The sequence below is a fragment of the Pseudomonas sp. MONT-RG-20F-20-E-7-02 genome (assembly GCF_022662395.1).
Lineage (GTDB): Bacteria > Pseudomonadota > Gammaproteobacteria > Pseudomonadales > Pseudomonadaceae > Aquipseudomonas.
On the sequence record NZ_JAKNQN010000001.1, the window covers coordinates 578,920 to 600,462 of the forward strand.

Sequence of the window (21,543 nt, forward strand, 5' to 3'; positions counted from 1 at the left end):
TTTATACCGTTGCGCCCGGTGCGCCTAAGGGCAGCAACGTAGAGGGCCATAGTCATGGATTTAATCTTTCGCAACGTACGCATCGACGACGCACAGCCGCTGATGGATGTGGCGGTGCACGCGGGCAACATCATCGGGGTCGCACCGAACATTTCAGCGCTCGCGCAGCGGGAAATCCAGGGCCACGGCAACGTGCTGATTCCGGGCTTTGTCGAAGGCCACCTGCACCTGGAAAAGGCCCATGTCATGCACCGCAAGGCCAACCGCTCCGGCACCTTGAAAGAGGCGATAGCGGTGACCGCCGAACTCAAACCCACCTTGACCCGCGACGACATCCTCGAGCGTTCCACCCAAGTACTGCGCGCGCTGGTGCAATCAGGCACAACCCATGTGCGCGCCCATGCCGAGTTCGACCCGATACAAGGCTTCACCGGGTTTGATGCGGTGCTGGAACTGCGGGAAACGTTTCGCGACGTCATCGATATTCAAGTGGTTGCTTTCCCGCAGGAAGGCATTCTCAAGCTACCGGGCATGCGGGACATGATGGTCGAGGCCATGGAAAAGGGCGCCGATGTTGTCGGCGGTATTCCCTACAACGATGAGTCGGCGCATGAACACATCGACTTTGTGTTCGACCTGGCCAAGCGCTACGACAAGGACATCGACCTGCACCAAGACTTTGCCGACCACGCTGAACACATGAGCATTGAATACCTCGCACGCAAGACCCTCCAGGAAGGCTATCAAGGGCGCGTGTGTGTCGGCCACCTGACCAGCCTGGGCGCCGTGCCGCCGCACCAACAGCGCGAAATCATTGACCTGATCCGCGCGGCCGGTATCAGTGTCATGTGCTTGCCCGCCACCGACTTGCACCTCGGTGCGCGCGGCGACAGCCACAACGTGCGCCGCACCCTGACACCCGTGCGGGCACTGCGTGATGGCGGCGTGAATGTGTGCCTGGCCACCAACAACATCCGCAACGCGTTTACCCCATTTGGCACCGGCGATTTGCTCAACATAGCGCAACTGGCAATTCCAGCCTGCCACCTGGGCGGGGCGGATGACCAGGCCACGGTGCTGTCGATGCTCACCACCCGCCCGGCGCAAGCGCTGGGGCTGAAGGATTATGGGTTGGCAGTGGGCAAGGCGGCTGATCTGGTGTTGTTGGACACGCGCGCAGTCAGTGATGTGATTCTCGATTTGCCGACGCGGTTGATGGTGCTCAAGCGCGGGAAAGTCGTGGCGACGTCGGCCTGTCAGCGGTCGGTGGTGTTCTGATTCGGGAGCAGGCAAGTCACTGCGGGTCAATACTCCTTGCCAGCCCGGCAGTCCACGCAGTGATCATCTTGTCTGCCACTGCCTCAAACGCCGGGTGGGAGCTTCGATATTCCGAAAGCTCCCCCATTGCGCGGTGCATGCCACTGTGCACTCTGGCGAGCAATTCATTGCAGCGAGCTTCGGTTAAATTGCATGAGCTGCGCCCGAACTGGACCAGCATTTTACGTTTCGGCCAAGCCTTCGAGCCGCCGAGCAGCAAGCCCATAATGTCGTTGGTTTGGTAGACCGTAGTCGTCACCAGGTCATAAGCGGGCGCGAGCCAGACGTCAGCGTCTTCTGCACAGTTCTCATAAAGAAGCCCGAAATTCTTCAGGTGCCCGTCACCATTTTGGATGCCTGCGCAGAGCGCAACCATCATGAAGAAGTCCTCCAATGCTTTGGTCAGCCGGGGAGGGGACACGTAAGTCTTGATCAGTTTTGCGCAGCCCTGGTAGCTGCCGTCGTATTTCTTATCCGTTCCCCATCCGGACAGCACACACATGTCTTCGAACCCCAAGTAGGCGCTGTCACCGATGTCGAACCGCTGCACCACCAGAAACTTGCCATGCTGGCTCAGCTGGCATTCAGGCACTTCAAGACCTGTGTGAAATGCCGCGCGCATGCAGAAAAACTCATTGGCCGCCAGTTGCGCAAAGTCTGAATCATTGAACGCCTTCACCAAATGCGTAGCACCACGGTGGGTGAGACGCGCGACGCTGGAACCCGTGTCGACTGCATCGCGCACCAGTACCTTCGGTTGAACCCCTGAAACACCTGAGTAGGCGGCATAAGTGTTCATTAGATCGTCGAACAGGTCTTTCGCCCCGTCATGGATCAACAGCTCAGAGAGCTTGATTTCAGGCAGCGATTCATCCGCGCCAGCGTGGGCAACGCTGATGCGGCCCAGTTGGTGTGGACCGACAATGCCCAGCAAGGTGAAGTCGTCAAAGCCGCGCACTGACTTGCTGAAACGCCGCACAAGCTCGGCTTTAAGGTGCCCCTCGGGAAGGTGCATCTCAAACAGGGGATGAATGCCATATGCCCAGGTGTAGCTCTCCAAGCGCACGGGCATGGTCAAGGAGACCGCGTCCTTTTCGCCGACGGCTTCGTTGTACGAAAACACCGAATCGCGCGGGTTTTCTTCGCTGCGTCCGAGTGTTCCAGCCGCTACGCCGCTTGCGCCGATATATAGCCGGTCATTTTGCCTAGTCATGGACGCTTCCTGCTTTCAGTTCATCGAGCGTCTTACGTCGACGCTTGGGCTGTGCGGTCAACTCGTAACCCAAGCCCTCGAGAATCGCCATAACCTTGCGAATCCCCACCTCGGGGATGGTGTTGTTCTCGATGCCTGAAATGGTCGCGCGACTCATGCCATGCCGTTGGGCGAGCTGGCTTTGTGAAAGGCCAGCCGCCTTACGCAGACTTTTGATCAGTAGACCTAAGTCGTCCATAGCATTTTGCATCCTATACAGTGCATTTTGTGCTGATTGCATATTTATGCATCGTATTCGATACGTTTCGTATTGAGTAGTCCTTTCCTTTAATTAGCCGCTGTGTGCCCCAAAAAACCAGTAATCAGCCCCACCACCTGCTGCTGAATCACCGCCCGTGGCCGCGCGCCTTCGCCATCCCGGCAAATCATGCCATCGCCCGGCGAGCTCTCTTCAATCAACGCCATGCCACCCGGCTTGCAGATCGACATAAAGCTGAAATGCGTGGCGTCGCTGATCTCCACGTACTGCGTGGAGGTTTCAGGCATGCGCTTGACCATGTCGGCAGACTCCAGCTCAGGCGACATATCTTCGGTTGGCACGCCCCCGGCGATCACCAGTGCCGGAACTGGCAGTGCGGCCAGGCTGGCGTTGGTCAACCCGCGTGACAGGCCCAGGTCCAAAGACACAATGGCGGTGACGCGCTTGTCGCTCAAATCCGCGGCCAGCTGCGCCTTGCCGGCGGGCGTAGCGGCGGGGTTCATCTCGTGGTAGCCGATGCAACCGCCCAATTTAGGGTGTTCGGCGCAGTCGCGGCTGAACAGGTCGGGGTCGAAGCGCGCACCGGCGATTTCCATCACGGTCCATCCGCCAAGGGAGTGGCCCACCGCAGCAATCTGGTTATTCGCGACCACGCCAAACTGCTTGGGCTGAGCCAGCACCGCGTCGATAGCACGGCTCAGGTCGGCCGGGCGCTGCCATAACTGCGCGGCGGCTTGCGGGCTGCGGTCTTTGGTGGTGGTGCCGGGGTGGTTGACCGCCGCCACGATATAACCCGTGTGCGCCAAGGCACTCGCCAGCCACACCTGTTTGCCCCAGTTGCCACCGTAACCGTGGGACAGCACCACCAAAGGATGCGCGCCGCCAGCCGGTGGCGCGTCGGGCACGGCGAGGGCGCCGATGAACACCGCGTTGTCGGCGATCAGCTTGGGTTGGGCTGTGGTGGTGGCGGGGTACCAGACCACCAGTTCCAGCGGGCGGTTGTTTTTGGAATCGGGTAGCGTGGCGGTCTTGAAACCGACCGGGCTTTCGGCAGCGAAGGCGGGCGTGGACAGGCAGAGCAGGAACAGGGCGCGCAAAGCGGTTTTCATTGTTTTTATCGTCCTTGATTTTGGTGGCGCATCATTACCTGAAATGCCCTGGCGATGCATCCCTCTGCCGGGGCGCATGCAACCGTTGAACTGCACGGCTACGGCGCTTCGAAACCCTCGTAATCCAGGGAAATCTCGTCGTCTTTCGGGTAGCTGACATACACCACCACCGCATCGCTGCTGTCGACCAGAGCGTAGGGCCATTTACCGTTGGCCTTACGCATGTGCTCATACAGCGGCAGGAAAAAATCCTTGGTCTGACCGCGTGGATCGTAGGGCGCCTGCACCTGGAAAATCGGGTAATGGCCGCCGTTGCAGAGTTGGATGCGTTCGAGCTGGAAGTTGTTTTTCTCCAGCAGCGTGCGGGTGGGATGCTGCCAGGTGGCGAGGTTGACGTCTTGGCAGTCGTGGGCGGTGGCGGTGTAGAGCGTGGTGTCTTTCAGGGCAGGGAGGGCGTGGGCCAGGCTGGGTAGAAGCAAGAACACAAGCGGGAGGAGGCGTGGCATGGCGGGTTCCGAGAAAGATGGGCTGTGGTTGTGGGGTTTTTACCAGCGTTATAGAGGTGAAGCGTTAGTTATCGGGTGGTGTCCGCTTTGAATTCTGAGGGCTGTTGGGCGATAACGTTATGCGCTGCAAGATAGGCTGTTATCGTCTATGAGCGGTCATTCAACTGCATCATTGTGTAGGGCAAAAGACGCTTACGCCTTATTCGGAAGTCGACATTTCAATCTGCAGTGATAAGCACAGTGCAGAAAGGCGACTAATAATGGTTCTGTTTATGCACTGCTGGCTTAAGCTGGATAACGACACAATGCGATGAAACCTCCGCGCAGCCATTCGATGCTACAGTAGAGATCAGCGTTAGAAAGAGCACGCGCACGATGTTATCGCGCTAGCTAACAACAACTCACAGTCGGCCAACTGGACGGCTTAAGACTCGCGAGGCCTGCGTGTTTACTCTGCTTCATATTTCCGATCTGCACCGGTCGCATCATGACCCAATTGAAAATGCGTCCCTGCTTGGGGCACTGCTCTCGGACCAAGATCGCTATCTCATCGAGACACCGATGGTACCAAAGCCGGACGCAGCGATAGTCAGTGGCGACATTATCCAAGGCGTGAAGCTTGGTACCTCAGATCATGCTGCTGAGCTTGCGAAGCAATACGACGTAGCGTACGAGTTCCTCTGCGCCTTGGCCGAACGTTTCTTCGATGGCGACAAAAGCCGGATAGTGATTGTCCCGGGCAATCATGACATTTGCTGGAATACCGCGCGGGCTGCCATGAAGCAGCTCGTTCCCGAAGAACCATCATATTCAGCGCATGCGGAGCTTTTTCAGGCTTCGAGTAGCTTGCGTTGGGACTGGAATTCTAGAACAATTTTCCAAATTAGCGACCCAGAGGGCTACAAGAACCGACTGGACGCTTATTGGCAATTTGTAGAGCGGTTTTATGCAGGCGTAACTCTGAAGTATCCGATTGACCGCCGACGGGGATTCAACCTCTTCGAGCTTGACGGTGGGCGAATCGTTGTGGCCGCGCTTGAATCAGTGCACGGGAACGATTGCTTCTGCCGCCAAGGTGCAATTGAACGGAGTGTGCTTGGGGCTTGTTCTTTGGCCATCCGAGATTTGCCCCAACAGCCAATTCTACGTCTCGCTGCTTGGCACCACAGCTTCCAAGGCCCGCCGCATGGCGATGACTATATGGACATCGCGGCGGTACAGGAAATGGTTGGAAATGGGTTCCGGCTGGGCTTCCATGGGCACCAACATCAAGCGGATGCCGGTGCTTATGCGATTCACCTTCCGGAGGAGCTTTCGATGGCGATTTCGAGCGCAGGCTCCCTCTGCGCCGGCAATCGGGAACTTCCTCGCGGTACGAATCGTGAATACAACATGGTTGTGATTGATGATTCATATTCCAGTGCTCGTATACATGTGAGGGAGATGACGCAAGGCAACCATTTCGGTCGATGTGGCCGTGGAGTCTTCCGTGTCGACGGATTTTCTGAATTGCACTGGACGTTGCCAGCATCTCGAGCAGGTGCGGCGCCGCTGGATCTACGAAACTTCGATAGTGGAACTGTCCTAAGGGCTGAGGAAGCACTAGCTAGCGGGAATCCGGCAGCCGCAGTGGCGCTTTTAGAGTCTCTTGGATCAAATATCACGGGCCACGCCAGGATGTTGTTCGTCGAGGCAGCAAGAGAGGCGGGGCAGGCAGAGAAGCTCATACCTATTCTCCACCCTCCTACAAATATCAGCGAATTCGTCGCGTTATTTGGTGCATTTCTCTCAAAGGGTATGTTAAACGACGCGGAGACCCTGCTCGGTAGCGCTGGTGACTCCGGAGTTGACGCAAGTACGCAAGACAGCCTTAGGTTGAAACTGAATCTTCAAAAAATGATGGGGAAAAGCAAGTGAGCACTGCATTCATTCCGTTCGCGGTAGACACGTCACGTGTTTTGGAACTGCTCGCCAAGCAGATTTACCAATCACCGCTTGCTTTACTACGTGAAAACACGCAGAACGCGTTCGACGCAACGTTACTTCGTAAGCATCGCGACCCACAGTATAAACCCGTCATTGAGATTGAGGTGACGCCATTGCGCGTAATAGTTCGTGACAATGGTATCGGAATGACTCAGGAAGACCTCGCGCGACACTTTTGGCAAGCTGGCAGCAGCAGCAAAAACACAGATGAGGCGCGGCATGCTGGCGTCGTTGGCACGTTCGGCATTGGTGCAATGGCGAACTTCGGAATTGCCGACGTCTTAGAAGTTACAACTGAAAGTGCAGTAACCGGTGAGCGTACAATATGCGTTGCCAAGCGTAACGAACTCGTATTTAACCAAGACTGTATTGCGACTGAAGCGCTTCCGTCAACAGGCCAGCCCGGTACCGAAATTGTCGCGAGCATAACTCCCGGTACGCCTCTGGACATTAACCAGGTTAAAGCATATGTAGCCGAGTTCGTTGCACTATTGGATATACCAGTTACAGTGAACGGAGAGTGCGTCAGCGGGCAACAATTGAGCAGCCTCGTACCACCTGTAAGTATAGCCTGGACAGATGAACTGATTGACGTCTCAATTAGTCAAAGATTTGTTGCCGATATTGCAATTAAACTGTCAAATAATGCTGATATTGGCCTAGAAATAACTAATTTGAGATGGAATGGAAGTCCGCTCTCGGGTCGGCTATTGCTGCGTAGTGGTGTAGCTACCATTCGGACATTCCGAAGTGGCTTTGGTCTCGCCACGGTGTCCGTAGGCTCCATCTATCAATTTGGTGGGATAGCGGATATGCAGGGTTTCCAACCGACGGCGGGGCGGGAGGCGCTGACCACAGACAGTATGCAATTGCTTCAGAATGTTATCACCGACATCGACAGCTATGTTTCGCTTCTGCTGTCAACTCGTCCAGAGGCAGACTCTAGTACGCCGTTTATGCAATGGGTATGCGCGCACGGAAGGTATGAGCTCTGTGGACAACTCAAAATCTCCATGCATCCAGGTGAGCGAGTTCAACTTGAAGACATCAGGTTACGGACCGAAAGTGGTCCGATGCCTGTGTACGATGGTGCTGATCAGACAATTATCGCAAGCTACTCATCGGAAGATAGACCTCTTCTTATTCTCGCGAGGAACAATCCGCGTAAGCAATGTGAATTAAAATACTTGCAAGGATATTGTAAAGTTCAGGCCGTAGACGTAGCGCCGCGCGCTGACAAAATCACTCCTGAGAAGGAGTGGACTAGCTCCCAAAGCGCTCTAGCCTTCCGTATTCAAACAATTTTAGAAGCTGATTATTTTCTTAGCAGTCCCTATGTAGCTTTCGGGACAATCTCGCATGGACTGACGATTCTAGTGCAGTCTAAGCCAGACATTACCAAAATAATATTAGACCCGGCCGGGGCTGCCGTAGCCACTATCCTTGGGCTTTACAATACCGAATACGGCGCTTTTGGAAGCATGGTAAAGGATTTTGTCCGAAACGCGATTTTCCCAAAAATTGCAGACAAAGTGCCCAGCAGCACCCGCCAAGGTGCGGAGGCTTTTCTGCGTGCTATACGGAAGCCACGAGAAGTTTTTGAATATGAAGAAACCGACACCTCAAATTTGTCGGTAATTTGGAGTGACTACTCAGAGGGCAGAATTACGCTCAGCGAAGCGGTAAGTCGTTCCAAGTCTGCTGTCCGTAGCTCTGTGCAAGTTGTCGAGGCTGGGACCGCTGGCCACGTTACGGATGTGGTACCGGACGTGGTTCGAAATGAGGAGACCACTCGAAACTCCAGTGAGGACGAAGTCGCTACATTGGAGGCACTGCCAGCTATCATGCGAACAGACGTGTCTAGCTCTATGAAGCTCCTGACGATTCCCCGCGACCAGCCGGCGCTTAGAGGATATCGTTGCTTTATTGCACTCACTGAAAAAGTCCGGAGCGAGATGGGAGACTTTTTCTGGCAACCACACAAAACGTCAATAGTTTGGGGCGGCCAAAAGGTACTCTTTATCTTCCTGCATCATTCCGGGGAATTCGGGCTGTACTATGACCTCCAGACACGTGACTCAATATCGCAGCATTCAGGCGGGAAGGTTTATCAAACATCGACAATGGTATTAAAGAACGCTATCTATATCCCTGTTCCCGAGGAGATTGAAAGCAGTTTCATCCCCTCGGGAGGAGAGCGAAAGCGCTTCGAGGTAAGATGCGATCTCCTTCGTGTAGATGGAAGCTAAACTCAAATCCCCAAGCGCCCGATCATCGGGCGCGCCATTGAGCGACGGGTATTGGTCGTAAGCAGCCTCACGCCAGAGGTTGCCAGGCCATGCAAAGATGCTCACGTAACGGCCGACTCAGCCCCTTCGGCTTCGGATACGCGTAAACAATGTATTCACGGCCTCAATATCCCCAAGCAACTCGTCAGGATGCGTTACGGGACGCTGCTGGCCAGCCGCATGTGAATGTGCGCTCACATTGCGGCAGCATCGATCGTGCAGGCGTTGCACTTCACGGAACTCCTGCTCCTGCACAGCCATCACACCGTTAAGCCGGCCTACTGAGATTCCGTCGCGGAACCGGACTACGGTTTCGTTGAGTATCGTGTCCTCGATACCGATTTCAATCGTCACGCGAAGATCACTGTATGCATTACGGATCGCATACCGCTCAGTGTCTCCGGGAGGGGTGTTGAAGGTTGCTGCAATTTGCTGCTGGTCACGACGGTGTTGCGCGATGCGCTCGCGGTGCCGGCGCATGTCATACGGCAAGCCGGTGTCGACGTAGCCAGGGCCTTCCGCCCGGTAGCTGATAGACCTAACTTCAGGTGCCAGACCCGAATCTTGGCAGAGCGTTATCAGTTCACCGAAGAATACAGCGTCGTGGGTGAATATAATGACTTGCCGGTTGGCGGACTCTTCGACAATACGTTGCGCGACGGCGGTTCGATGGTTGTGGTCGAGGCTTGAGACCGGGTCGTCAAAAACGATTCCGGAAGTCGATCCCGACTGATGAAGTTCAGCGAAGAAGTAGGCAAGCGCACACATACGCTGCTCTGCTTCGCTCAACACTTGGTGCGGGGCAAGCTGGCAGTCCAACAGCTGAATTCCCAGGCGAACCGCCCCGGCCTCACCGGCTGAGCTGACTCCAGCTTCAACGTGCCTAAGTTCCAGCCTAGTGAGCTCCTCGTTCATGCGTCCAGCCAGAGCCTCACTGATGTAAGTCCGAGTCAGTTGGCTAGCCAGCACACTAATCGGCCGTGTAGCGGCCATGTCAGTTAGGCAATTCTGGAGCCGAGCCCTATGGGCCAGGTTATCAATCACCCGTGCTATCCCTTCGATATGCTCGGAAAGTAGCTGCCGCGCTTCCAGCTCTTTTAACCTTAGCTTTTTGGTCGCTAAGGCCTCTGCATCGATGTTTGCGCGCAGGCGGCCCGCCTCTACGCGAAGTACTTCCGCAGCCTGAGTGATCGACGCCACCGGATTCGCTCCACGATACCCAGGGCAGTCCTGCCATACCCCAGTAGCCACCGCTGTTTTGAGCCACTGAAGTCGGGCGACCACGTCATCCTGAAAGGTCTGGATATCGTCCGGAAGCGCTGGCACGCGAGCCCTCAGGCTCTCCAGCATGTTAGGGGCAACTGTGAAGTCGACATTTGCTGGACCGACTTCTCGAACGATCTGCTGCCAAGCATTGCGTGCAGCCTGGGCAGTTTCCGCCGCCCGGTCTCGAATGTAGTGATCGAATCGCTGCAGGCGGTCCTGCGCTTCAGGACTGAGCTCTTGCTGGCAAAGTACACAGACTGCATCGTTATCGGTGACCGGGAAGGCAAGTGCTGGATATGCGGTTTTGGACGAGTATTCACGAGCAGCGTTGAATAGCAACGCCCAAGGACCTTGCCCCGTTCCAGGAAGTAGATGTGTCGCATCTCCTGCCTGCAACATGGTGGACGCTGTACGTTCAGCTGTCTCAGCCTCAACGACGGCTCGATGTGCCTGGTGTTTGGCATCGATAGCCTCATCAGACACTACGCCGGCCACTACAGCGATGAGGCTAGCCAATTCATCGACCCGCGCTGCCGCATTGTCAAGTAGCGACGCCCGGGCAGTTGGGTCCGCCTCGCTGATTTCCTGCGGAAGTCGTACACGCTCTGCCTGCTCATCATCGGCGAGCATAGTCAATTCACGCGCTCGCGTCAGATCAGTTGTTGGGCCAATCGGATGCACCGCCCGTCCGGCATCGGTGTCGGACGGAATGATACTGAACGGTGTCGTGTCTGTTGCAAGGCTCGTGATCTCAGCCTGTAGCGCGGGTCGCAGGGCCTGATTGAGTCCATTCGCCAACTGCTGGAGATAAGTCAGAGCAGATGGCTGAAAGTTGGCAGCTTCTCGTGACTGGAGGTAATGCCGAGCACAGTCGCCATCAAAAACCGAAATGCCCCGGAGTTCTGGGTGCGGTACGTTATCGGGATGAATGCTCCAAGTCGTCAGTTCTGCGGCGCCGTCCAGTGCGAAGTCAATAGCAGCGCTTGGTATGAGTTGCTGGTAATCCGCAGCGTAAGCATTGGCGTAGACAGCACCAGGGCTCCGGGCACGGCACGCCTGCTTCAGCACCCGTGCGTAACCGGACTTCCCCGTGCCGTTTCCGCCATACACGATGGTGAGACCATGTGGCTGGAAGTTCAGAACCTCACTGCTCGGGATCTTCCCCACATTAGTAAGTGAATGTAGGGACTGCAATACGACGGTGTGGTCCCGATTCGGCTCGGCGGGGAAATGGTCTGCGGCGAATAGGACAGGCTGAATAACCGGCAGAAATGCGCTTCGCACCCCATGGTGTTGCTTGGCGAGATCAAGAATTTCGACAAGATCCTGATCACTCCAGTCACCCTGGACACACAAACGGCGCAAGGCGTCGCTGCGCCACGGTGGCAGCCTTTCCGACCAAGCTAGTACTTCCTCGTATATAGCCATGCCTTACTTCTCTATGTCCGTGAGGATGCAAGGATAGTGCAACAATGGCTACCTGGTGGCCGACGAGCTCTGAGCCTTGATGACGACGCCCGCGCCACTCCGTCGCTGACCGTATGGGATGGTGGTCCTGCTTCCGCGCAAAGAATGAGCTGCTCTACATGAGTAGGTGGGGCAAGTAGGAGATACCAATACTCCAATTGGCGAGCACGGCGGACACTCTCTCAACAGGCAGTTTCCGACCCGAAACCGAACTCCGGAAAGGACAGCTATTGGCCGACAGCAGCACCCATGGCCGACAGCAGCACCCATGGCAGACCTCTGTCGGCCAGAAGTGGACGCTCGTGACCGACCGCGTCCGCCCCAAAGCTGCCTTGCGTGAGCCGTTGCTAACGGCCAAAAGCGGCCCTCACTGTCTAAAAACCACGAGCATATTCCCTGCTTTCAAGAACCAGCCCCCACCAAAGTTTCCACCCTCCATATCGTAAGCAAACGCTCAAGATTGGTAACTGCAATTGAATCACTGCAAGTTTAGACGGTCATCTGCTAGCAAGGTTGATTTCCCCCCGACTTTACAGGGATGAACCCAGTTAAAGGCGGCTGAAGTGGCGCATCTAACTCCATTAGACAGCCATGCTTCAGGCGAGAATGGCCCCAAAGCGAAAATGGCGTTAGCATTCCGCCTCAATCGGCTTAAACAGCCTGTTTTTTCAGATCAGGGTCGCATCGTGGAAAAGCTAAAACGCCTCGAAAGTGGAATCGAAGGGCTCGACGCTCTGCTCAAGGGAGGGCTGGTCGCAGGCGCCTCATACATTATCCAAGGACGCCCGGGGTCTGGAAAAACGATCCTCGCCAACCAACTTGGGTTCCATCATGCGAACAATGGAGGCCGGGTTCTGGTCGCCACGCTACTGGCCGAGTCGCATGACCGTCTTTTTCAGTTTCTTTCTACTTTGAGCTTTTTCGACGCTTCCAAAGTCGGCGCCGACATTCAATTTGTCAGTGCTTTTGACACCCTGGAGAACGACGGTCTGGGTGAGGTAGTCAAGCTGCTTCGGCGCGAGATAAGCCGCCAGAAAGCGACGGTGATGGTGGTAGACGGCTTGCTCAATGCGCGTTCAAAAGCCGATTCGCACATCGACACCAAGAAATTCATTTCAGAGCTTCAAGGGCACGCTGCTTTCGCGGGCTGCACCGTCCTGTTTCTTACCAGTTCCCGACTCGATGACGGCAGCCCCGAACACACGATGGTAGATGGCGTGATTGAGATGGGTGAAGAGCTGTATGGCACTCGCTCGGTGCGTCGTATTCAACTGCGTAAAACCCGCGGCAGTGGGGCAATGACGGGCCTGCATGAGTGTGAGATCAACGACAACGGATTGGTGGTTTATCCTCGACTCGAAAGTCTTTACAGCCACCCGTCCTCTCCAGACAGCGCCGACATGACGCGCATCGCCAGTGGCATTGGCTCACTGGACGGCATATTGGGCGGGGGCCTTTACAGTTCCAGTGTGTCTCTGGTTATTGGCCCCTCCGGGATTGGTAAAACCACTCTGGGTCTCAAATTTCTGGCCGAGTCGACGGTGGATGCACCGGGACTGCATTTTGGCTTTTACGAGAGTCCACAACGGTTGCGGCTCAAGGGCCAGTCACTGGGTATCGATATCAAAGGTATGGAAGACAGCGGCGCCCTGAGCATTGCCTGGCAGCCGACGACTGAAGGCCTGCTCGATGGTCTGGGCGCACGACTGCTGAGTATCGTTGAAGAAAAGGGCATTAAGCGCCTGTTCATCGACAGCCTTAGCGGCATGACACGCGTCTCGACAAATCCGGCGCGAATTACTGACTTCTTCAGTGCGCTGATGAACGAGCTGCGATCCAGGGGCGTTACGGTATTTGCGTCCTGGGAAATGCGCGATCTGTTTGGCTCCGAGGTCAGTGCACCCAACTCTGACCTGTCCAGCATCGTCGATAACCTGATGCTGATGCGGTTCTCTGAGAATCACTCTGAACTAAGCAGGACGCTATCCATTCTTAAAGTAAGAGACAGCTCCTACGATCCCTCGCGATTTGAGGTCGTCATTCATGAACATGATGTTTTCCTGAAAAAGGCTTCAAGATATGAACCCTCAGCCACCACTGATTCATCGCCCGGTTCAATTTCTTAAGCGTTTGAGTAGGTTGAATTAAAATGACCACCATCCTGGTCGTCGACGACGAGTATTTGATCGCTGATATTCTCTGCTTCGCGCTGGAGGATGAGGGGTTCATGGTGGTGACAGCCAGCAATGGTCGAAAAGGACTCGAAGTTCTCAATAGAGAACAGCCTGCATTGATCATTACCGACTTTATGATGCCGGTCATGGACGGCCTGGAATTCGCTACCGCTGTGCGAGCCCTCCCTTGCGCCAAACATTTGCCGATTATTTTGATGAGCGGTGCTCAGGCTCATCTCGGTATGCAGCGATCAGATTTGTTTGATGCGGTATTGTCCAAGCCATTCAATATCGATTTGATCATCGCCGAGGTTAGAAAGCTCTTGGCTTTAGAGTAGCTCGCGGCCGGTCAGGCCAATAACCTTGCTATTGCCCAACACAGCCCCATAACTATCCGAGTACTCATTCAGCACAAGGGCAGACCATGACCAACCAAACCGAAACCGCGATCCTCGCCGGCGGCTGCTTCTGGGGCATGCAGGACCTGTTGCGGCGCTACCCCGGCGTGCTGCGCACGCGCGTCGGCTACACCGGCGGCGACGTGCCGAATGCCACCTACCGCAACCACGGTAACCATGCTGAGGCGATTGAAATCGTGTTTGATCCTGCGGTAATTACCTACCGGCAGATCCTCGAGTTCTTTTTCCAGATCCACGACCCCAGCACGCCTAACCGCCAGGGCAATGACCTTGGGCCAAGCTACCGCTCGGCGATTTATTACCTGAGTGAAGAGCAACGCGACGTGGCCGAAGACACTGCTGCAGACGTGGATGCCTCGAAGTTGTGGCCAGGCCGTGTGGTCACTGAAATCGAGCCGGCAGGACCGTTTTGGGAAGCAGAGCCGGAGCATCAGGATTATCTGGAGCGCATCCCCAATGGCTATACCTGCCACTTCATCCGGCCGAACTGGAAGTTGCCCAAGCGCGCTTGAGGGTGAGCAGTGCCAGAGAAAACATAAGGTAGACCACGTTCCGGGAAACCGTACAAACGTGGTTTAACGCCTGTCACCCAGCCGGAGCCTACGTAGAGCGCAAAGTATGCCCATCACGCCCAATCAAAACGCCCCGGTCAGGCTAGTCCTCGCTCTACCCAGCGACGTGGACGATCTGGTTGCCATTCGAATCGAGGCGATGCGCGACAGTTTGGAGCGTGTCGGTCGATTTGATCCGGTGCGCGCGCGCGAGCGGTTTGTCAGCGGTTTTGAAGCCCACAGCACCCGCTATATTGAAGTCGCTGGAGACAGGGTTGGCTTTGTCGTGGTCAAGCGCCACCCCAATGAACTTTTACTCGATCACTTATACGTGAGGCCGAGTGCGCAAGGGGCAGGTATCGGCGCTGCGGTGCTCACTCATATCTTCAAGGAGGCCGACGCGGCTGCACTGCCGATCAAAGTGGGCGCTCTCAAACAAAGCGCCTCGAATCGGTTTTATATCCGCCATGGTTTCCAGCTCGTCGAAAGCAGTGAGTTCGACAATTATTATGTCCGTCAGCACCTTACGGCGGTCAACCTACCTCACCGGCAGGATGAAAAGATTTGAATCCCATGCATTCCTTCTAGAGAATCGCCGTCTTCGGCTCGAAAGGATGCGTGCAATGAAGTTCGAAGGGACTTTCCAATACATAGGCAATCACGGGATCGTTTTCAACGTATCGCAGATCACCCTTACCGACAGCGAACGCGGCCGCCTGCGCGAGCTGCATTTTGGCGAGGCGAAAAGCGCCCACTATGAGGTCAACAGCAAGGTCGTCGAGGTGTACGACAAGATGTTGGCCAAGGGCCGGCCGTGCACGATGATGATCGGCATCTCCAAACCACTGACCCGGCAGCAGGGCGATGTCCTCAATGCCCAGCGCACCCAGGTCGCTAACCTGGCCGCCACGGCTTTCGCTTCCGCGACCTCCTATGTAGCGTCCCCTTACGTGGGCGCTCCCGTCGGCGCCGGTGTGCGCATGTATGCCAATTCAATCCTGCCCACCTATCATGCGGGCGACATACTGGTCAGCATCGAGGCGCAGGTCAGCGGCGGCATCGGCCCGCAACGCACGGCTTCAACACTGATCATCAAGACCTGACGGGAGACGCACATGTCCGAAATTACCCAGCTGGTCATCGCCCTGGTGCTGTTCTTTCTGTTGGATCGGTTTCTTAGGTCATACCCGCTGCGCAAGTGGCTGGGGGTGTTGTTGGTCGCGGGTGGCGCCGTAGGTTGCATTGCTGCGAGCCAGGCCCACGTGTTCGGGTTTGACCTGGGGCTGCTGTCGATCTTTGCGGTTGCGCTGGGGGTGGGGTTGTTCGTGAAGCGGCGGCGGTTTGAGCCAGTTAGTTGAGGGCGGTAGACGTAGCTGCTGATTTTTCCGCTGTGCTTTGGCGTCTATTTTTCTTCACCACAATAACGCTTCAACTTCGTCATATTTGTCCGCCACTTTAAGAAAAGTGTCAGCCCAACCACTGCTGAGACTGAGTTCCTGGAGTGGTCCGGTTACTGCGAATAGAACAGAGACGTCCAACTTTTTGGGCAAACCACCCGATCTGAGCACGCTGACCAAACCCAGCAACTCAGCCTTCGCCTGATCCTCGTCTTCCCAGCTGGACCAGCAGAAGTCATTGCCTGGGAGTGAAATCAGCTCAATAGCGGCTTCCAGCACATGGATGAGACTTCCAATCGGGTCGTCTCGATTGATCTGTCCATGAATCAACTGCCTTGCACGGTCCAGACTCATAAAGGGCTTAGGCCTCACTGGAGGAAAGTAGCGGGCAGGCCATCCGTGTTGTGGATGTGATCTGCCCCCCATTTTGCTGTAGTCCCCATCACGCAAAAAGCCTATCGCCAGTCAATCTTCTACCAGCGCAGTCCCGGTTTCTTCCACGTCCGAGGTCGCTTGGGTCCAGCCGATAGCGAAGACGCCTACGAAAAACAGCAGCGGGCCGGGGTAGGTTCTGTAGTACATCCAGGCATCCGCCGACCCTGAAAAACTAACCAAGGCGTTGACGGCGGCCAAGGCTGCCATCAACGCAGACAGTTGCAGCACGGAGGTTCGCCATTGCGCGGGCGAGCGCTTCAACCGAGCACCGAATATGGCGCGCAGCAAATTGATGCGCAGCCCCATCTCCAGGATCGCGAGCAGCAGCGCAAACAGCAACAGTGCGACGGCAGGTGTGTACAAAATGACGCTTCTGTTGGCTAGCACCAACCGGCCGAACGGCAGCCCGATCACCAGCATGAAGGCGATGGAGTAGAGGAAAAACACAACGTACGTGCGCCATAGCAGGCTGAGGGCCAGGGAAAATCGGCGTTTTATCATGACTTTCTACATCCTTGTTGTCAGAAAAGTCGCCATTGTAGGCGCAAGGCGCGTGCGAATGAATGGCACAAGAAGCGGTGCATCGCAAAATCGTAATCGAGGCCGGTTTACGCTAACCACTTGATACCCGAACAAGGAACGCTTCGATGATTCGTCACGCCTCACCCGCAGACGCCAGGGCGATTGCCCAGGTGCACATCAGAAGTTGGCAGGACGCCTATCGCGACCTGATGCCCGCCGACTACTTGGGTGCGTTGAGTTCGACGTTGGCCAGGCGCGAGTCATTCTGGATGGCCTCGATTGAATCGGGCGAATCTAACGTGTGGGTGGCACAGGTGAACAAGCAGGTAGTCGGTTGGGTGTCCGTCGGTGCCAGCCGTGATGAAGATGCCCCAGCGGAAAACGTGGGTGAGGTCATGGCCATCTACGTTGTCGCCGAGCACTGGCACACGGGCGTCGGGCTGGGGTTGTGGAACGCGGGCTTACAGTATTTGGCTGAGCAAGGGTTTCAACAGCTGACGCTGTGGGTCTTGGCCCGTAATGAACGCGCGATCCGATTTTATCGCCGGGCAGGCTGCGTTGAGGATGTGGGCAGTGAGCGCACGCTTGAGCGGGGCGGCGTGCAGTTGGTGGAGGTGAGGTATCGGTTGCCGTGTATTCGGTTGAGTTAGGCAAATGGGCGGCAGGCCACTGTGTCAACGGTGGCCTGCCGCCTGCTTTTTAAACGGGTAATCCAGCTGAAAGCGTGGCCTCCCGCTCCATCAACCTATCCATCAACCTATCCATCAACAAGACTCCCAACTCACTCAACTGGTGAATCGCCAGCGCCACATCGCGCTGTTTACCGGTCAGGTCTTCCGACAGGTCAAGCAGCAGGGCGCTCACCGCAGAAAAGGTTTCGTAGCTGTTGGTGATCAGTGTTTCGTTGCTGGCGTCGGCGGCGACGCTGAACAAGCCTGGTGGTGCGGGTGGGTCAGTTTCTGGATTGAGATAGCGATCAATCGCGCGATGCGCAGCCTGGTTAAGTTTCAGGTCCGGCTCGTTCGGAGGGTTGGGTGTGACTTTGAACATGCTTGGATTCCTACTTTAGGGCCGCCACCTCTGAGCTACTAAACAAAGGGGTGGCAGCTGTGCGCAGGTTAGTAGACCGGGGAATTCCAAGAAAGCCGGCGCGCCCGAGGACGCCCTGCACACAGCCACCATCAAGCACGGACTGGATCGTCCAACAGATGAAGCTTATGCACTGACTGGAATAACCCCGGGCTACTAAACCCGATCACTGAATATTCAGCGACCGAGCAACCTTAGAGACGCCCACTCAAGTGCACAAGCCGGCGGATTCTGACGCAAGCGTAGGCAACGGAGCAAGGCGCTGTCGCCTAGGACTTTGCTGTTTCAGGGTTTGGTGTAGGACATGTACTCATTCTGCAAAACAATATGATCCGCCACGTACTTCGCGTCGTGCCAAACCCCGTAGATAAACGACGACGCGCGGTTCACCAGATTCGGCAGGCCGAGGAAGTAGATCCCGCTCTGCGCCGAGATGCCGCGCTTGTGGAACGGCTCGCCTTTTTCGTCAAACGCATCGACTTTCAACCAGCTGAAATCGAACTTGAAACCCGTCGCCCAGAGGATAGTGGTCACACCAGCCTCGGCCAGGTCCAGGCTGAGGGTCGGGTTAACCAGGCACTGCGGGTCGGGCAGCAATGCCCAGGCGTCGGGCTCCAGTGGGAACGGCAAACCATTGGCCTCGATGTAGGCGTCGGCGTCGCGCAGTACATCAAAGTAGGCGCGATCACCTTCGGCCACGTTGTCGGCCAGGCCGGGTTCGAAGGTCATCACGCCGTCGTTCCAATCGCGCGTGACGCCGACCAGGTGAATGCCCTGGTGGGCGAGGCGGCGGAAGTCCACGGTCTTACCGCCTTCATAGCCACTGACGGCAAAGGCCACGTGCTTTTTCTTCGGCTGTATTTTGACTTCGTCCCACAAGCCCAGGGCGCCGAGCCACCAGCAGTAGTCGCGGCTGCGGTAGGCGCGGGGCGGGCGGTAGTGTTCGCCCACGGAGAGGTACACGGTTTTGCCGGCCTTTTGCAGTTCTTCGGCGATTTGCGAGCCGGAGGCGCCGGCGCCTACCACCAGCACGGCACCTTCGGGCAGTTGCGCAGGGTTTTTGTAGGCGGAGGAGTGCAGTTGGTGCACCTGTGCGGTGGCCGGGACGATGCTGGGAATCGAAGGGCGTTGAAACGGGCCGGTGGCGGCCACCACGTTAGCGGCTTCGATAATGCCGGCCGAGGTGGTGACTTTGAAGCCGGGGCGGCCCACGTGGCGCTCCACTTGTTGGACTTCAACGCCGGTGCGCACGGGGGCCTGTAACTTCTCGACGTAGGCTTCGAAGTAGTCGGCCATGCGCTCTTTCGGCGGGAAGGCTTCGGGGGAAATGCCCTCGAATTTCAACCCGGGAAAGCGGTCGTGCCAGGCCGGGCCGTTGGCGACCAGCGAGTCCCAGCGCTCCGAGCGCCAGCGTTCGGCGATGCGGCTGCGCTCCAGCACCACGTGCGGCACGCCCATCAGGGAAAGGTGCTCGCTCATGGCGACGCCGGCCTGGCCTGCGCCCACTACCAGGGTGTTGATGGTTTCCACTGACATGTGCGTTTCCTAAAAGTGAACGACCTGGGTCGGTTGGGGCGACGCGCAAGCATCGACAGCCTCAGTGTGATCACGCAGTGGAAACCGCGAAATTATGCTTTTTGAAGGCAGAGGTTAGGAAAATCCAAAGCCCGTCGAACACTCATCCATAACGGCCTGTGTCAATTGCATCAAAGCTGACACAAACCTTATACATTTAATTGACGCCATCATTTCGCCACCCTATCATCGCCGCCAATTAGTGGCTCAGGGCCATATAGAGGGATCTAGACATGTGGCGCTTGGAACGCCGGACCGGGCTTGGCCTGTTGTCCGCTATTGTTTGTTTATTGACTGCCGGGCTCGCGCACGCCGCGCCCGCGCAGAACACCCCCGGCATCACCGACCTGATCCGTGACCGCCAGGACCGCCTGCTCGAAGAGCAGCAAAAGCGCCTTGAAGACCTCAAGGAGCTGCCGGGCAAATCCGCCGACACCGCAACACCGACCACCCCCGTCGACACCCGTTGCTTCCCGATCAAGACCATCGACCTCGCCGGTGCCGACAGCCTTTCCGAAGGCGAGCGCGCCGAACTGATCAAACCCTACATCGGCGAATGCCTGGGCGTACCGCAACTCAACGCGGTACTCAAGGTGATCACCGACCGTTACCTCGCCAAAGGCCTGGTGACCAGCCGCGCATATCTGCCACAGCAAGACCTTTCCAGCGGCAACCTCAAGATCCAAGTGGTCGAAGGCAAACTCGAAAACCTGAAAGGCGCCGAGGGCAGCGGCATCACCGACCGCCAGTTGGCGATGAGCTTTCCGGGCAAATCAGGCGAGTTGCTTAACCTGCGTGAAATCGAGCAGATGGTCGACCAGCTCAACCGACTGCCCTCGAACCAGGCGCAGATGGAATTGGCGCCGGGCAAGGCCGTCGGCGGCAGCGATGTGCTGGTCAAAAACACCCCGCAAAAGCCTTGGCGCGTCGGGCTGTCGCGCCACAACGGCGGCCAGCGCAGCACCGGCGAGCAGCAGTGGGGCGCGAGCCTGGATTGGGATAACCCGCTGGGTTTGGCCGACCAACTGTCGCTGCGCGGCGGCCACGATGCAATCAGCGATCACCAGAAAACTTCACGCAACTCGATGCTCAATTACAGCCTGCCATTTGGCTGGTGGAACCTCACGTACACCTACAGTGAAAGTGAATACCGCTCCCAGGCCCAGGCGAATAATTTCAAGTTCAAGCAGACCGGCGACAGCCAGAACCACCAACTGCGCCTGGAGCGTGTGATCCATCGCGATGCGCTGAGCAAAACCTCGCTGAGCACCGGCGTGGCCTACCTGCGCACCAACAACTTCATCGAAGACAGTAAGCTGGCGCTGAGCAGCAACCGCCTCAGCGAAGCCCAGTTCGGCATCAACCACGGGCGCCGGATTGGCAGCTCATTCCTCAACATCGACCTCGGCATGCAAGACGGCATCGGCGCCTTCGACGCCCAGGCCAATCATGACCCCAAGCCTGGCCAGGCCGATGCGCGTTACCGCAAATACACCGCCACGGTCAGCTACTTGTACCCGTTCAAGTTGTGGGGCGAGTCGCTGAGTTTCAGCAGCTTGATGACCGGCCAGCACAGCGAAGACGTGCTGTTCAGCCCGCAGCGCATGAGCTTGGGCGGGCAGTCATCGATTCGCGGCTACAAAGACCAGATGCTCTCCGGCGACAGCGGCGGCTACTGGCGCAACGACTTGCGCTGGAGCCGCCCGGTGACCTGGGCCTGGCTGCAGCCGGTGTTTGCCGAGTACGGCACCAGCCTCGGTTACGACCAGGGCGTGATCAGCCGTGACCGCTACAACGCCGAGCAGCATGGGCGCATGAGCAGCAACTCGGTTGAGCTGTTCGCCCGCGGCCAGAACGTCGCCGCCACGGTGACCTTCGCCCACTCTTTGGAACGACCGGCTGCGATCACGGAACGTGAAGCGCCGATCTATTTCCGTCTGGATTTCTTTCTCTAAATTATTTGCCGCCTT

General features: G+C 56.8%; 20 protein-coding genes. 11 read left to right on the forward strand and 9 right to left on the reverse strand.

Annotation, left to right across the window (positions count from 1 at the left end; translation table 11 throughout):
* The first annotated feature begins 54 nt into the window (after window positions 1-54).
* Complete coding sequence (locus L8I05_RS02640) at window positions 55-1,278, forward strand: amidohydrolase family protein (RefSeq protein ID WP_242167099.1); 1,224 nt, start codon at window positions 55-57, stop codon at window positions 1,276-1,278.
* Between the two features lie 16 nt (window positions 1,279-1,294).
* Here L8I05_RS02640 and L8I05_RS02645 read toward each other — a convergent pair whose 3' ends face one another.
* The 4 genes from L8I05_RS02645 to L8I05_RS02660 all read right to left on the reverse strand — a co-directional run bounded on the left by L8I05_RS02645 (window position 1,295) and on the right by L8I05_RS02660 (window position 4,404).
* Window positions 1,295-2,530: a type II toxin-antitoxin system HipA family toxin gene (locus L8I05_RS02645; protein WP_242167100.1), complete on the reverse strand. Its 1,236-nt coding sequence runs from the start codon at window positions 2,528-2,530 to the stop codon at window positions 1,295-1,297.
* Window positions 2,523-2,768, reverse strand: coding sequence for a helix-turn-helix transcriptional regulator (locus L8I05_RS02650; protein ID WP_197627357.1), 246 nt, complete (start codon window positions 2,766-2,768; stop codon window positions 2,523-2,525). The genes L8I05_RS02645 and L8I05_RS02650 overlap by 8 nt, the downstream gene beginning before the upstream one ends.
* Before the next feature lie 89 nt (window positions 2,769-2,857).
* Entirely contained in the window at window positions 2,858-3,898 is a 1,041-nt protein-coding gene (locus L8I05_RS02655) for an alpha/beta fold hydrolase (RefSeq protein ID WP_242167101.1), read from the reverse strand.
* Window positions 3,899-3,996: 98 nt separating this feature from the next.
* Window positions 3,997-4,404, reverse strand: a complete 408-nt coding sequence (locus L8I05_RS02660) for a hypothetical protein (protein ID WP_242167102.1) — start codon at window positions 4,402-4,404, stop codon at window positions 3,997-3,999.
* A gap of 444 nt (window positions 4,405-4,848) precedes the next feature.
* Here L8I05_RS02660 and L8I05_RS02665 point away from each other — a divergent pair, with 444 nt between their 5' ends.
* On the forward strand, window positions 4,849-6,321 hold the full coding sequence (locus L8I05_RS02665; protein ID WP_242167103.1) for a metallophosphoesterase: 1,473 nt from the start codon (window positions 4,849-4,851) through the stop codon (window positions 6,319-6,321).
* The gene (locus L8I05_RS02670) at window positions 6,318-8,639 is read left to right on the forward strand and encodes an ATP-binding protein (RefSeq protein ID WP_242167104.1); all 2,322 of its coding nucleotides are present in this window, start codon (window positions 6,318-6,320) and stop codon (window positions 8,637-8,639) included. The genes L8I05_RS02665 and L8I05_RS02670 overlap by 4 nt, the downstream gene beginning before the upstream one ends.
* Window positions 8,640-8,756: 117 nt before the next feature.
* Here L8I05_RS02670 and L8I05_RS02675 read toward each other — a convergent pair whose 3' ends face one another.
* A complete protein-coding gene (locus L8I05_RS02675; protein ID WP_242167105.1) occupies window positions 8,757-11,372 on the reverse strand; it encodes an AAA family ATPase in 2,616 nt (871 codons plus the stop codon).
* A gap of 722 nt (window positions 11,373-12,094) precedes the next feature.
* On the opposite strand from L8I05_RS02675, the gene L8I05_RS02680 reads away from it, so the two are divergent.
* From L8I05_RS02680 to L8I05_RS02705, 6 genes are all read left to right on the forward strand, one after another.
* The gene (locus L8I05_RS02680) at window positions 12,095-13,537 is read left to right on the forward strand and encodes an ATPase domain-containing protein (protein ID WP_242167468.1); all 1,443 of its coding nucleotides are present in this window, start codon (window positions 12,095-12,097) and stop codon (window positions 13,535-13,537) included.
* A gap of 23 nt (window positions 13,538-13,560) precedes the next feature.
* Entirely contained in the window at window positions 13,561-13,923 is a 363-nt protein-coding gene (locus L8I05_RS02685; RefSeq protein ID WP_242167106.1) for a response regulator, read from the forward strand.
* An 86-nt stretch (window positions 13,924-14,009) separates the two neighbouring features.
* The gene (gene msrA / locus L8I05_RS02690) at window positions 14,010-14,516 is read left to right on the forward strand and encodes a peptide-methionine (S)-S-oxide reductase MsrA (RefSeq protein WP_159958356.1); all 507 of its coding nucleotides are present in this window, start codon (window positions 14,010-14,012) and stop codon (window positions 14,514-14,516) included.
* Between the two features lie 106 nt (window positions 14,517-14,622).
* Window positions 14,623-15,123 (forward strand): GNAT family N-acetyltransferase, encoded by a 501-nt coding sequence (locus tag L8I05_RS02695; protein ID WP_242167107.1) that lies wholly within the window; start codon window positions 14,623-14,625, stop codon window positions 15,121-15,123.
* Window positions 15,124-15,178: 55 nt separating this feature from the next.
* Window positions 15,179-15,658, forward strand: a complete 480-nt coding sequence (locus L8I05_RS02700; protein WP_159958352.1) for a hypothetical protein — start codon at window positions 15,179-15,181, stop codon at window positions 15,656-15,658.
* Between the two features lie 12 nt (window positions 15,659-15,670).
* The gene (locus L8I05_RS02705; RefSeq protein WP_159958350.1) at window positions 15,671-15,913 is read left to right on the forward strand and encodes a hypothetical protein; all 243 of its coding nucleotides are present in this window, start codon (window positions 15,671-15,673) and stop codon (window positions 15,911-15,913) included.
* A gap of 54 nt (window positions 15,914-15,967) precedes the next feature.
* Here the strand turns inward: L8I05_RS02705 and L8I05_RS02710 are convergent, their stop codons facing one another.
* Window positions 15,968-16,306, reverse strand: coding sequence for a hypothetical protein (locus tag L8I05_RS02710; protein WP_242167108.1), 339 nt, complete (start codon window positions 16,304-16,306; stop codon window positions 15,968-15,970).
* A 111-nt stretch (window positions 16,307-16,417) separates the two neighbouring features.
* Window positions 16,418-16,888 (reverse strand): septation protein IspZ, encoded by a 471-nt coding sequence (locus tag L8I05_RS02715; protein WP_242167109.1) that lies wholly within the window; start codon window positions 16,886-16,888, stop codon window positions 16,418-16,420.
* Between the two features lie 146 nt (window positions 16,889-17,034).
* On the opposite strand from L8I05_RS02715, the gene L8I05_RS02720 reads away from it, so the two are divergent.
* Window positions 17,035-17,559 (forward strand): GNAT family N-acetyltransferase, encoded by a 525-nt coding sequence (locus L8I05_RS02720; protein WP_242167110.1) that lies wholly within the window; start codon window positions 17,035-17,037, stop codon window positions 17,557-17,559.
* Between the two features lie 49 nt (window positions 17,560-17,608).
* On the opposite strand, the gene L8I05_RS02725 is transcribed toward L8I05_RS02720, so the two are convergent.
* Together L8I05_RS02725 and L8I05_RS02730 are read right to left on the reverse strand one after the other, a co-directional pair.
* Complete coding sequence (locus L8I05_RS02725) at window positions 17,609-17,959, reverse strand: DUF6124 family protein (RefSeq protein ID WP_242167111.1); 351 nt, start codon at window positions 17,957-17,959, stop codon at window positions 17,609-17,611.
* A 324-nt stretch (window positions 17,960-18,283) separates the two neighbouring features.
* A complete protein-coding gene (locus tag L8I05_RS02730) occupies window positions 18,284-19,534 on the reverse strand; it encodes an NAD(P)/FAD-dependent oxidoreductase (RefSeq protein ID WP_242167112.1) in 1,251 nt (416 codons plus the stop codon).
* 272 nt (window positions 19,535-19,806) lie between these two features.
* On the opposite strand from L8I05_RS02730, the gene L8I05_RS02735 reads away from it, so the two are divergent.
* Complete coding sequence (locus L8I05_RS02735; protein ID WP_242167113.1) at window positions 19,807-21,528, forward strand: ShlB/FhaC/HecB family hemolysin secretion/activation protein; 1,722 nt, start codon at window positions 19,807-19,809, stop codon at window positions 21,526-21,528.
* The last annotated feature ends 15 nt before the right edge of the window (window positions 21,529-21,543 follow it).